The organism is Gordonia sp. IITR100, assembly GCF_002009645.1.
Lineage (GTDB): Bacteria > Actinomycetota > Actinomycetes > Mycobacteriales > Mycobacteriaceae > Gordonia > Gordonia hongkongensis.
The window spans coordinates 60,686-73,628 of record NZ_MVKV01000014.1 but is presented as its reverse complement, the minus strand read 5'-3'; the positions used below and the strand labels follow the sequence as shown (position 1 = coordinate 73,628).

General features: G+C 67.2%; 7 protein-coding genes and 4 tRNA genes. 6 read left to right on the top strand and 5 right to left on the bottom strand.

Going from position 1 to position 12,943, the window contains the following annotated elements:
• Nucleotides 1-8 precede the first annotated feature (8 nt).
• Nucleotides 9-3,224, top strand: coding sequence for a BTAD domain-containing putative transcriptional regulator (locus tag B1818_RS17745; protein WP_078113516.1), 3,216 nt, complete (start codon nucleotides 9-11; stop codon nucleotides 3,222-3,224).
• Nucleotides 3,225-3,228: 4 nt separating this feature from the next.
• Here the strand turns inward: B1818_RS17745 and B1818_RS17740 are convergent, their stop codons facing one another.
• Nucleotides 3,229-3,831, bottom strand: coding sequence for a CoA pyrophosphatase (locus B1818_RS17740; protein WP_078113515.1), 603 nt, complete (start codon nucleotides 3,829-3,831; stop codon nucleotides 3,229-3,231).
• Nucleotides 3,828-4,874 carry a hypothetical protein gene (locus tag B1818_RS17735; protein ID WP_078113514.1) on the bottom strand — a complete coding sequence of 349 codons (1,047 nt, stop codon included), beginning with the start codon at nucleotides 4,872-4,874 and terminating at the stop codon, nucleotides 3,828-3,830. The genes B1818_RS17740 and B1818_RS17735 overlap by 4 nt, the downstream gene beginning before the upstream one ends.
• Before the next feature lie 571 nt (nucleotides 4,875-5,445).
• Here B1818_RS17735 and B1818_RS17730 point away from each other — a divergent pair.
• Nucleotides 5,446-7,161, top strand: coding sequence for an HNH endonuclease signature motif containing protein (locus B1818_RS17730; RefSeq protein ID WP_254859749.1), 1,716 nt, complete (start codon nucleotides 5,446-5,448; stop codon nucleotides 7,159-7,161).
• Nucleotides 7,162-7,321: 160 nt separating this feature from the next.
• Nucleotides 7,322-8,809, top strand: a complete 1,488-nt coding sequence (locus B1818_RS17725; protein ID WP_078113512.1) for a PE-PPE domain-containing protein — start codon at nucleotides 7,322-7,324, stop codon at nucleotides 8,807-8,809.
• 876 nt (nucleotides 8,810-9,685) lie between these two features.
• Here the strand turns inward: B1818_RS17725 and B1818_RS17715 are convergent.
• From B1818_RS17715 to B1818_RS17705, 3 genes are all read right to left on the bottom strand, one after another.
• Nucleotides 9,686-9,762 (bottom strand) — tRNA-Phe (locus B1818_RS17715).
• Between the two features lie 33 nt (nucleotides 9,763-9,795).
• Nucleotides 9,796-9,872, bottom strand: a tRNA-Asp gene (locus tag B1818_RS17710).
• Nucleotides 9,873-9,919: 47 nt separating this feature from the next.
• A tRNA-Glu gene (locus B1818_RS17705) sits at nucleotides 9,920-9,992 on the bottom strand.
• A 182-nt stretch (nucleotides 9,993-10,174) separates the two neighbouring features.
• Between B1818_RS17705 and B1818_RS17700 the strand changes: the two genes are divergently transcribed.
• The 3 genes from B1818_RS17700 to B1818_RS17690 all read left to right on the top strand — a co-directional run bounded on the left by B1818_RS17700 (nucleotide 10,175) and on the right by B1818_RS17690 (nucleotide 12,906).
• Nucleotides 10,175-10,250 (top strand) — tRNA-Lys (locus B1818_RS17700).
• A 115-nt stretch (nucleotides 10,251-10,365) separates the two neighbouring features.
• Nucleotides 10,366-11,994: a VWA domain-containing protein gene (locus B1818_RS17695; protein WP_139363047.1), complete on the top strand. Its 1,629-nt coding sequence runs from the start codon at nucleotides 10,366-10,368 to the stop codon at nucleotides 11,992-11,994.
• A 48-nt stretch (nucleotides 11,995-12,042) separates the two neighbouring features.
• Complete coding sequence (locus B1818_RS17690; RefSeq protein ID WP_254859747.1) at nucleotides 12,043-12,906, top strand: SGNH/GDSL hydrolase family protein; 864 nt, start codon at nucleotides 12,043-12,045, stop codon at nucleotides 12,904-12,906.
• Nucleotides 12,907-12,943: the final 37 nt, after the last annotated feature.

The window sequence follows — 12,943 nt, the reverse complement described above, 5'->3', positions numbered from 1 at the left end:
CGCGTGAGTTGGCTTCTGAACCACATCTGGCGATCCGGGTCCTGGGTCCACTGTCGGTCACGGCTGCCGACGGGTCGCCGATCCCGATGACAGCCCGCAAGCACGCCGAGCTGCTTGCCATCCTCGCCGCGGAACGGACCGCGTGCTCGCCTGAGCGGGTGACCGAGCTCCTGTGGCGTGGTCGTCCACCGGCGTCGGCGGCGAGCACGCTGCACGGGTATGTGTCCCGGCTTCGACGCTCGCTCGCCCCTACCGGCGTCGTCCGCATCGACACCGTCCCCGCGGGATACCTACTGCACTGCGACGGCGCAGTCACCGACCTCGATCTGCTGGACCAGTTCGGCCAGGAGGGATTGCAGCTCGTCCGGTCCGACCCCCGGGCCGGCGCAGAGGTGTTGTGCCGAGCGCTCGAACTATGGCGGGGCGAACCGCTTCCGGAAATCGCCGACATCGCCGACATCGCACCCGAACTCGTCCGGCTCGCGGAGATACGTGCCGAGTTCACCGAGACCGCAGCCGACGCGCTGCGCACGGTCGGCGAGTACCGTCGCTCGGTCGCGTTGCTGACGCCGCTGTGTCAACGGCACCCCTACCGCGAGGGCGCCGCGCGGACCCTCGCTCATGCGCTGCACGACGACGGACGCACGGTCGACGCCCTCGGCGTACTGCGCCGACTCCGGCAGGCGCTCCGTGACGACCTGGGTCTCGATCCGCATCCCGACACGGTCGCGCTGGAAGACGACCTGCTCGACCCGTCTCCCGCGGTCTCGCCGCTCTCCGCCGCCTCCGCCACGCCGCAGCCGGTACGCGAACTCATCGGCCGAGTGACCGAACACGCAGTGCTCGAACAGGTCTGGCGAACCGGCGCGGACCGTCCCGCGGGCGTGGTCCTCATCGGCCCGTCGGGCATCGGGAAGACCGCGCTGGTCGAGCACCTCATCGCACGGCACGGTGCCGCGGCCCGCCGCTTCATCGGCCGACCCGGCCCGCCCGGACCGACGTTCGGCGGCCTCGACGAACTCTTCGGCGAGTCCCCGGTCTCCGTACCGACGACGCGAATCGTCGCTGACCTCACCGCCCGCATCTGGTCCGACGTCGCCGAGCACGGGCGATCGGTGTTACTGGTCGACGACGCCCAGTGGCTCGACGCCGACTCGGCTCTTGTGCTGGGACGCGTGCTTGCAGGTATCGGACAGGCACCGATGACGGTCCTGGTCACCTGCCGCGACCCCGACGCCGAGCCCGTCGAGATCCTCCGGTCGACACTGAACCGGCACGGGCCGGTCGCCGAGGTGCGTCTGACCGAACTCGGCTCCGACGACATGCGCGCGTTGATCGTTCGGCGTCTCGAGCAGCTCGGTGACACGGGCCGGGTCGACGCTGACGCGCTGGTCGCGCAGTCATTCGGCAATCCTGCTGTGGCGCAACAACTGTGCGCCATCGCCTGGACCGGGGCGCCGCCGGACCGGGACCATCCCGCCCGATCGATGTACTCGACGCGGTTCGACGATCTCTCCCCGGCCGCTCGTGCGCTGGTCACGGCCGTGGCGATCGCAGGCGGCGATCTCCCCGACGATGTGTTCACCGAGGTGGCCCGCACCCTCGGTCAGGGCGTGGCCGGCGAGGCAGTCCGCAGCGGGCTCATCAGCCCCCTGAGGAGCGAGCTTGCGAGCGTCACCACCAGCCCCCTGAGGAGCGAGCTTGCGAGCGTCACGAAGGGTCTCGCCGACCACCTCTCGCGCGAGCAACGGATCGAGGCGCACGCGCGGCTCGCCGCTGCGTTCGAAGCGGTGCGTCCCGACGATCTCGAGTCACTGGCCGTGCACCGCGTCGAGTGCGCCGTCGACGAGGACTCGACCGCCGTCGCCGCTCGCACATGCATCGGGGCGGCTCACCGCGCACTCTCGGCAACGGCCGATCATCGTGCGCTCGACCTGGCACGACGTGGGCTCGGTCTGCCCGGACTCGACCCCGACTCGACCGTCGAATTGCGCCGGATCGCCGGCACCGCCGCGCTGCGCATCGGGGAGTTCGATTCGGCTGCGGACTCTTTCGAATCGGCGGCGACGGTGAGTCGGCTGACGCGGGATTGGCCCGCGCTCGCCGAGACCGCACTGCTGTCGGCACCGAACGGGGTCGCCGGCTACTGGTCCGGTTACGGCGTCGTCCAGACCGACCATGCCGCTCTCGCCCGCGAGGCACTGACGCACGGCGAGGCCCTGGACCCCGAAGTGGTTGCGCGCCTTCACGCATCGGAGGCAGCCCGGTTGACCGTCCTCGGCTTGCCGGGCGCCGACGACCATCTCGGTGCCGCACGTGTCGTCCACGACAGCGGTGCCGTGGATTTCGAGATCGACCTCGCCGAGTTCCTCGTCCGGTGGGTTCCCGACCGTCTGGCGGATCGACGCAAGATCGCCCGGGAGCTCTACGAACTGTCGGCCGGCGACCTCCACAAACGCGCCACCGCGCTGCATCTGCAACGTGTCTGCGCGTTGGAGGCGGCTGATCTGCGTCTGGCGCGACGCCTGTCCACCGAGTTCACCCGGCTCGCCGAACGTATCGGCGGTACCGATGTGGAGACGATGCAGTTGTGGTGGCAGGTGATGATCGCGCTGTTACGTGGCGACTACGACACCAGCACGGCACTGACCGAGACGTTCGCTGCGACGGTCGGCGGGCTGTCCGACCGTGCACGACTTCTCGCCGAGTCGTCGATGGCGACCAGCGCGTCGATCGCCGCGTGGCACCGCGGCGAGCTCGCCTCCGCGTTGCCGCCGTTCGACGCCCTCGCGGAAGAGGTGGACGAGGATTTCACCCTGGTGATCGCACTGGGCGCCGCCGAGAGCGGCGACCTCGACCGTGCCCTCGAACTCGCGACGGAGCTGACCGCGGACGTCGACCAGTGGGCCGGTTCGCGCGTGGTGGCGCGCGTTCCACTGCTCGTCGAGACGCTCTACGCGGTGTCTCGCGATTCCCGTCACCGCGACGCCGCTGGTGAGATCTGCCGCCGCATCGAGCCGTTCGCCGCCGACTGGTCGTCGGGCCTGGTGGTGCAATGGCCCGGACTCGTGTGTCTGGGACCCGCGACGCTGTACCGCGGAACCGCACGCGAGGTCGTCGGGCTGGATGGAACCGCCGACCTGCAGGATGCCGTCCGGGTGGCCCGCGACACGGGAGCCCGGCCCTACGTGCGTCGGGCCGAGCAGCGACTCGTCGCCGGCTGAGCGGCTATTTCCAGGCAAAGACCGGCTGCTCGAAGCCGTCGACCCGTGTCTGCCGGTTCCGCAGGACCACCTCGGCGAACTGGTAGATCACCGCGGCTGTCGGGGCGTGGACGAGGGAGCCGACGATGGGCAACTGGATGACCGGGAGATCGGACTGCGGGATCGTGAGGAACCGCGGTTCGACGAGCAGTTCGGAGAAGGTGACGAAGAACAGCAGCGCCACCTCGTCGGGGTTGGGCGTCGGCTCCTGGTATTCCTCGGCCCAGCAGACGATCGGGGTGATCACGAAACCCGAGCGCGTCGGATAGTCGTCGAGCGCCCCGAGCACCGAGCTCGGCGGCAGCTGGATGCCGAGTTCCTCGTCGAGTTCGCGCAGGCCCGCCGTGATGTGGTCCTCGCCGGGGTCGAGCCGGCCACCGGGGAGTGCGAATTGGGCGGCGTGGCGTCGCATCGTCGTGGGACGCTTGCACAGCCAGATCCCCTGACGGCCGTCCTTCTCCGCTACCGCGAGGACGACCGAGGCGGCCCGTGCGCCCGGGACGTCCGCGGTCCGCCGGTCGAAGCCCTCGACACGCGCGGCAGCCACAGTCCGATCGAGATGAGTCACACCCTCAGTTGATCACGACTGCCGTCCGACGCGACGGACGCCTGCGCGAGATGGTAACTCACGATGCTGAGGGCGAACAAGCCCAGGGCGAGGTTGAACAGGGCACCGAAGCCCTCGAGCGCGAAGTCGACGAGAGCGTTCGACAACATGAACACCAGGGCGGCGATACGCAGCCCTCGTAGCGGCCCGGCCGGCTCCACACCGCGCCGGCGCGCGACCATCGCCGGAAGCGCCAGGGCGAGTGTCGCGATCCCGCTGATCAACAGAATCCAGGTGGCGGGCGTGCTGCCGGTGAGTTCGATGTAGATGTCGAGTTCTTCGCTGCGGTCTCCGGAGAAGTAGAAGCTCAGCACGCCGACGATGACGGTGAGTGCGGACGCGATGACCAACCCCCACCCGACGACCGGAATCCATCGGGGACTGCGGAAGAAGTCCGGGATCAGGGCAACCGCCCGGTCCCGGAGTCGCATCAACCGGTCCGGCGTACCCTCGCTGGATTCGAGGAGCGCTCGGATGTGACCGATCGTCTCGACGTCGAGCCCCTTGCCCTCGGCCACCACGAGAAACTCTTCGGCCTGGCGTCGACGACGTTCCGGAAGCCCGTGCGCGACACCGTCGGCCGCGATGACCGCCGCATTGGCGAGCGCCTCGGCGCCGGTGGGCCGCTTGACATCCCGAACGACGCGGCTGATCAACAGGATCATCACGACGAGCACGTACATGATCTCCGCCGACGGCCCGTAGAAGTAGTCGTTGGAGCGGGTGACGAACTTGCCGACCTCGTCGAGAAACAACCCGAAACCTATACCGCCCAGCACGATCGCGATGATCCGCGCCGTCGCCCCGAGGAACAGCCATCCGGTGATGAGCGCCAGCATCATCAGCGCGCCACCCCACAGCGCGTGCGCGATGTGCAGTGTTCCGCTTCCGACCTGCGGATACCCGGTGAGATGCAGATACAGGCGCGTGACGATGATCGTCGCGATCGCGAGGATCAAGAACCACTCGACGGCGGCGGTACCGTACACGCTGCGGACGACCACCCTGGTCGTGCGAGTTCTCATCGAATGAGTATGGCCGGTCCGACGAACGGAAGCGGCACGATTGCGCCGTTGCCGCTGGTCGCGCCGGCACCCTCCGCTGGTTGAGCCGGGGCGCCCCCTCCGCCGGTCGAGCCGGCGCCCCCTCCGCTGGTTGAGCCGGCGCCGTCCCCCGCCGGTTGAGCCGGCGCCCCTCCGCTGGTTGAGCCGGCAACGAGCCGCTAGGCGAATCGCCGTGTCGAAGCCACCTGGCGACCACCCCTTCCCTCCGCTCGTTGAGCCGGAACCCCCCGCTGGTTGAGCCGGCAACGAGCCGCTAGGCGAGTCGCCCACCCCCGCTAATTGAGCCGGCGCCCCCTCCGCTGGTTGAGCCGGCAACGAGCCGCTAGGCGAGTCGCCGTGTCGAAACCACTCGGCGACCCGACGATCTCAGCCATCGACAACCCGGACGGCACCATACCGCAACGCCCAGAATTTATTTCGTCGACAACGATGTCACTCCTGTGGAGACTCAACCGGACTTGTCGGTGGCCGGGTTTACATTGTTTTTCAACGGATCACCTGGTCGCAGCGGGTGACAGAAGAGGCGTCGAGGGGCGTGGTGAAGGCGTGGACCGATCTACCGGGCGAGTACATCGCCGGAGTCGACCCTGCCCACGCCGCAGAGACCGACATGGTGTCGTTGATGGCCGGCCTCGACGCCACCCGGCGCGGCGAGTCCTACCTCGCCTGGCACCAGTATCAGACGATCGCGGCGATGACCGACCGCCTGATCACCACCAGCGCGTCCGGGTTCGTCATGGACGGCCACGCCGATTGCGCGGCCCGCATCGCCCGCCAGGCCGGGGTGTCCCGCCGCCACGCCGAAACCCTGATCGATGAGGCGATCGCGCTGCGCGACCGGCTCCCCGAGGTAGCTGACACCCTGCGTGACGGGGTCCTGTCGCAGTGGCAGATCCGGCTGATCATCTCCCGCACCGAACTGATCCCCACCGACGACCCCATCACCCCCGCGTTGGATGCCGAGATCGCCGACACTGTGCGTCGCCGCACAGGTGTGTGGGATCGGGCGCGGCTGCGGGACATGGTCGACCGCCTCGTCTTTCGCCACGACCCCGACGCGGTACGCCAACGCCGCCAAGACGCGATGGATCAACGTGGGGTGTGGACCCACGAACTGCCCGACGGCACCGCCGAACTCACCGCCGTGATGTCGGCGGAAAACGTGCGGATCTCGGCCAAAGCCGTCGCCATCCTCGCCGACACGGTCTGCAAGCGGGATGCCCGCACCCAGGGGATACGACGATCCGATGCGATGTTCGCGCTGCTGACCCGCACCAGCTTCGACTGCCAGTGCGACGATGAACAGCCGTGCACTGCCGACATCCCAGACCCACAGAGCGTCCTCGACGCGGTCCGCGCCGAGATCGTGATCCATGTGGTGACCGATGCCGCGACCCTGGCCGGGGCACCCGGGGTCGGGTTCCTCGACGAACACGGCATCATCAGCGACGAACACGTCCGTGACCTCGCCGCCCGCCCCGACGCCACGCTGTCCCCGGTCACCCCCGCCCGCACCCAACCCACCTACGTCGCCCCCAGCACCAACGACGCCGACCAGCGGCGGACCGCCCAGCGCCCGGCACCAGCCGAGGACACCCGAGCCGACGCCGCCACGACCGGCGCACACGGCGAAAACGACACCGACGCAGACGAACCCGATCGACCCGTCGAGACCACCGCGAGTGTCGCAGTGGTCTACCCGGCCACCCACCCCGGCAACGGATACCGGCCCACCACGTCGTGCGCCGACTTCGTGCGAGTGCGGGACGGATACTGCACCGAACCCGGCTGCACCCGTTCGGCATTCGCGTGCGATCTCGACCACGTCACCGAATACGACCACACCGACCCTTCCCGCGGTGGGGCGACGTCGAGTGAGAACCTCAACACCAAATGCCGCCCCGGTCACCTGTTCAAAACCCACGGGGACTGGGTCGATGTGCAATACCGCGACGACGACGGACGCCTGGTCACCGAATACGAAACCCCCGAAGGGGTCACCCTGCCCGGCGACGCCGAAACCCTCGAAGACACCTTCCCGAACCTTCGGCGGATCCGGTTCGAACAAGCCGCCCAAGCCCCACCCACCCCACGCGTCATCGCCTCCGACAATCCGGAGCGCACACACAGCCGACTGGACGCCAAACTGGCCCGCCGGCGACAAGAACGCGCCCGAAACAAACGAGCCCGCGAAGAACTCGACCGCATCGACCCACCCCCGTTCTGACAAACACGAGCGTTCCCCTGATCGGGTGAAAACTCGCCGGTAACTTGTCCTTTTTCCTTGCGGCTGCGAACAATTGACCTGGTTTCACGATCGTAGAGATCGAATCAAACATGCCAATGGCCGGTGATCAGGTCGGCGGCGGGGGCAAGGGCGGGAAGACATGAACGGATTTCGACGGACGCTGCGCGCGTCCACGGTGGGTTGCGCGCTGTGCCTCGGCATGGTCGTACCGACTGCACTGCCCACAACCGCGTCGGCCGCGCCGGTGATTTCGGCCGAGACCCTGGCCACCATCGAGGAACTGAACGACGACGGCGTGTTCCGCCCCGCGGAACCCGACGACGGGCTCGGTCCGGACTGGCTGTCGACGACGTTCCCGCATGTCGACGGGAACACGATCGTGGTGGTGACGCCGGGAACCGACGACGGAACCTTGTTCCCACGTATCAAGGGTCTGCGTGCCGGCCGTCAGGTCTTGGTGATCGAGTATCCCGAAGCGCTCGGCCCGATTGTCTCGGGCCGGTCCGGTGCGATCCTGCCGATCTTCGCCCCGAGTTACGACGCTTCTCGGGATGTCGCCGTCGAAAACAACCTCACAGTCATGCGGGCGTTCGCGGAGCAGACCGAGGGGCAGCCGTACATCGTCTACACCGGTTACTCGCAAGGCGCCGAAGCCCTGGGCAATGCTGCGGAGATCGCGGTCGGTCAGCCCAACGGGATCGACGTCGACAACTCGACGATCCTGCTCATCTCCGACCCGCGGAGCCCGTGGGGCCTGAAGGCGTGGGCCGACAACAACGTCGTCGGTTCAGTGTTCGAACTATTCGGCGCCGAGAGCAACGGAGCGCGCGATCCCGGCGACACCGGCGACGATCTCCCCGTGGTTTCCGTCATCGTGGTCGGCGATCCGGTTGCCAACTTCCAGTGGCGAACGCTCCGGCCGGTGAGTTCGCTGCTCGTCAACGCGGCCGGCTTCATCGCGATCCATTCGGGCCTGGGCGAAGAGAACTACGGCAACCTCATCGACTACACCACAGCGCCGACGACGATGAAAAGCCGCGACGGCAATACGACGTACGTCGTCTATCAGCCGAAACACCACCCGCTCACGCTGGTCGCGATGATCCTCAACGACGCGGTGGGTATCGAGCCGAGTGAGGACGATCTCGAGCGGTGGGACGCGGTCAACAACGCCTTCTATCCTCTGGTCACGCCGACCGCCTCGAACGCCGCGGTGCCGGTGGAATCCTCGCCCTCAGACGACGTCCCGGTCACCGCCCGCCTCGGGGATCCAGCCGATGATCTCGTCGAGCCGCTATCAGTTCCGAGTGTGGACGCGTTCGAGCCCGACGGCGAGGTGCCATCGGGAGGACGCCATCGCGCCCCCGAGGTCGTCGACTCGGAAGCAACGACTGAATCGACCCCGACCGAGGGCGGACGACACCGGCTCACCGGCAGCGGACGGCATTCGGCCGACCCCGACCCCACCAGCGTTGAACCTGCCGAATCCGAGCCCGCCTACTCGAGCGTTGACGCCGACGCGTCGACGACCGACGCGGATTCATCGGACGGGCCTGAAGCGGACACTGCCGACGACACGAGCACCTCGTCCGACTCAAGTGACGGGGAGTCCGGTGCGGCAGCCTGACAGCTGAAAATTGCTCTACAACAGCAGTATTCAGATACCCAGCCGAGCCACTCCGCGGTCGCGTCGACTCCCCCGCCCCTCGGTGGAGCCGCCGACAAGTCCGGCGCTGGGCCGAGCATCACCCCCTCGGCTCAGCGCCGCCCTCCGTTGGCCGAGCCTGCACACCACGCTGGCTGAGCCTACGCCCGCCCATCGCTGGTTAGACCCCACTGCTGGTTGAGCCGACACCGACACCACTGCTGGTTGAGCCGACACCGACACCACTGCTGGTTGAGCCGGCACCGAGCCGCCCCTCACGCTGCTGGTTGAGCCGACACCGACCCCACTGCTGGTTGAGCCGACACCGACCCCACTGCTGGTTGAGCCGGCACCGAGCCGCCCCTCACACTGCTGGTTGAGCCGGCACCGAGCCGCTAGGCGAGGAGCCGAGTCGAAGCCACTTGGCGACCTACATCGAAACCCTCACCCCTGCCCGATGAGAAACGCTGCGACCGCAAAGGCGATGAGCACCAGGGAGATCGCGCATCCCAGCGCCACCTGTTTGGCGGCGGACATGGGCGCGTACGGGTCCTTGTACTCGTACCGGTATGTCGGTGGGATGGAATCGGCAGCATGCCGTGCCGACCCGTTGTCGGGCTGTTCCGGGAATCTGTTTTGTGAGGGTAGACGCGGCGTACCCCCCGGTATCGCGTTCACCGGACCCATCATGCCAATGTCAGCGGCATCGTGCATCAAGCCACGCGTCGTCCGTTCGGCGGAATCGGTTGTCGTCGTTGCGATCTAGACCACAACGAACGATTCCTCCAGACGAGGCCCACATGCGGGTCTCCACCAAACAAAGAATCCCCAGCAGTCTCAGACTGCTGGGGATCGTTGTGGTGGCCAGAGTCGGGATCGAACCGACGACCTTCCGCTTTTCAGGCGGACGCTCGTACCAACTGAGCTACCTGGCCGGAAGGTACCGGTTGACGATGAACCGAAACCTTTGGCGACCCTGACGGGACTCGAACCCGCGACCTCCGCCGTGACAGGGCGGCGCGCTAACCAACTGCGCCACAGGGCCTTGTTAAATTATCTGCGCGGTCCTCGTTACCGAGTGCCGCGCAGGCGTACCCCCTACGGGATTCGAACCCGCGCTACCGCCTTGAAAGGGCGGCGTCCTAGGCCGCTAGACGAAGGGGGCCGGTCGTGTTCTCCGTTGGGAGCTCGCATAGCTTATGACAGGTCTCGCGCAAACCACAAATCGACTGGTCAGACCCATAAACGAAGCATCGCGACCAGTTCGACGACACGCACACCGAGGGTCACGTTCGCACCGTCTGCACACGTTGTAAACTCATCGACGCCCCGGCTCGCCGGGGCCCTGCCCCTATAGCTCAGTTGGTAGAGCTACGGACTTTTAATCCGCAGGTCCCAGGTTCGAGCCCTGGTGGGGGCACCAGCACCGACGTCTCGCGCGAAGCGCGCTGCGGCACAGGAGAACCGAGTGTCACCCGATCGGGTGAACTCGGCCGGTGAAGGTTCCGGCGAGGCCGTCGACTACCTACTATCCGCTGGTGACGCTATCCGCCCGGCTGGGCTCGCTGGCCATCCTCTGTCTCCTTGTGGCCGCATGTAGCACGTCGGGCGAAGGCAGCCCGAGCTCCCCGTCGGAGAGCACGACCGCGTCTGCCGATTCTTCCCCGGTGGTCGTCGTGCTCGACGGATCAGAGTCGATGCTGACTGCCGACGCTCCCGGCCCCCGCATCGACGCTGCACGCGCCGCCGTGACGGATTTTGCGACGGGCCTCCCCGACGGCACACCGTTCGGACTCGTCGCCTACGGGAACACACTCAACGCGAAGACGACGCGCCAGGCGGCCGGCTGCCAGGACGTCACGACGATCATGGATCTGGCACCCGTAGACAAGGGGGCGGCAGCCGAAGCCATCGCCGGTGTCGAGGCCCAGGGATGGACCCCGTTGTCGAAGGCTCTCACCCAAGGTGTCGAGCTGCTGGCGGGCAGCGGAGGGTCCGTCGTTCTGGTCTCCGATGGAGAGGCAAACTGTCCGCCCGATCCCTGCGACACGGCCCGGCAGCTGCGCGCTCGCCACCCCGACGTCACGATCAGCACCATCGGCTTTCGTGCGACGAACACCCAGCTGGAGTGCATCGCCCGCGAGGGCGGCGGTGTGTACATCACGGCAGACAACTCGCAACAGCTCGCCGCACGGATCGCCGCCGCTCGTGACGCCGACTCGGCGTCGACGAAGCTGACCAACACCGGACTGGCCGGGGTGAACCTGGGGTCTCGGGCCGATGAGATCAGAGCCACGACGCCAGGCTTCCCGGAACTGTCCACGGGAACGGTGGACGGCGACCGCGTGGTCGTGCGCTGGCGCGACTGCGAATGGGTATTCGCCGAGGGCGTACTGGTCGAGATCCGCCCGCTCGGATCGGCAGTCACGACAGTCGACGGGGTGACGGTCGGCACTCCGATGAGTCGCGTCGTCGAACTGTTCGGCAAGCCGGTTCGTGACGACAAGGCCACGTCCACAGCATATTTCGCAGCTGATGAGCCCCGCGGTATCGCACTCAAGGTTTCCTACGACGGCGATGTCGCCAGCGGTACCGTCAAGACTCTCACCCTGTGCATGTGTCTGCCGAAACCGGCTTCCCAGGACGAGGCCGACAACTGCGGGCCCACAGCCGATTTCCCGAAGCTTCGCGTCGTCGCCAGAGGTGTTGATTGCCAGAGCGCCCTCCGTCTCGTCGAACGCTACGTCGACGATTCCCGCACCCAACGCGGTGATCGTGGCGCGCAACTCGACTCGTGGGGATGCAACATCCTCGGTGCGGCCGAGACCGAGGCGGGTGAACCTGTCATCCGCTGCAAGCGGCCCGACGGCGCGCAGGTCACGGTCGAGGAACCCAGAAGCGCGTCGGATGAGAACACGGCTCCGACGAAGCAGGACGTCTGCGACGCATGGCTAAAAGTCTCGGACCTGTACCGAACCAGGACTCTGATCAACTCCCGCGGTCCTGCAGGTGGCCTCGAAGCCGTTGCGAGACTTGGTGAACTCGCCCAGCAGTTTCCCGCCGAGGCGCTTCGATGGGAAGGAGCTCAACTATCCGAGGCTGCCGACAGCGGTTCGGTCACCTTGACGGACTTCAACTCGAAACAGAACCTCAAGGCCTTCTGCTGAAGAAGGCAACGCGCCCCCTCGTCCCGCAAGAGAAACCGGAATACCATCATGCTCGACGGCCTCCGCTCCCTGATGACCCGCGTCCGCATCACGACTGTCGCAGCCCTCCTCTGCATCCTCGGCACCGTCCTGGCGGTGCCCGCGACGGCGACCCCGGGTGGTCCCGAATACGTCGCGTTGGGCGACTCGCGCGCTGCCGCGCCAACGAACGGTTCCACCCTGCGCCCAGACGGTTGCGGGCGCACACCCGACGGCTACCCGGTACACGTGGCCGCGCGCCTCGGACTGAGCCTGCGGTCCGTCGCCTGTGTCAATGCCACCACCGCCAATGTCACGACGACACCACAGCTGACGCTGTACGGTCCGCGCCTCGTTCAAACACACGCGCTGTCGCGGTCGACGCGGCTGGTCACTCTGTCGATCGGCGGTATCGATCTGCAGTGGTGGTCGCTGGTGTCGTCCTGTTTCACCAAGACGTTTGGCCCCGACGCACGTTGCCGCGCCAACGCCTCGGTGACAAGACGAATTAACTCCGGTCTGGCCTCACTCGCACCCAAGATCGACGCCACGCTGACCCGGATCAGACAACGCGCTCCCAACGCACGCGTCGTTCTCGTCGGCCACGGCGGCTACTACGGTCAAACCGGCTGCCCAGGTCAGGCGAATATCAGCACCGCAGACGCTGCATTCGTCCTACGGTTCTTCGAGCGCTTCAACGCAGTGCTCCGAGACTCCGCTCGGGCACACTCGGTTGTTTTCGTCGACGTAGCCGGACCTGCCGCCGGACATGACGCATGCGCAGGTTCAGCTCGATGGTTCGAGGGAAACATCTCACGGTCGGCAATCCAGGTCCGCCACCCCACCCCGCTCGGCAGCAAGGCCATCGCGGACCTGGTCGTCGCGGCGCTCTGACCCGACCCGTGGTTGCGCCGGCCCCAGCGGAGCGAGG

What these genes read in the sequence shown, in the direction of transcription:
- B1818_RS17690 (WP_254859747.1), top strand. Translation starts at nt 12,043, where the DNA reads ATGCTCGACGGCCTCCGCTCCCTGATGACCCGCGTCCGCATCACGACT.
- B1818_RS17725 (WP_078113512.1), top strand. Translation starts at nt 7,322, where the DNA reads ATGAACGGATTTCGACGGACGCTGCGCGCGTCCACGGTGGGTTGCGCG.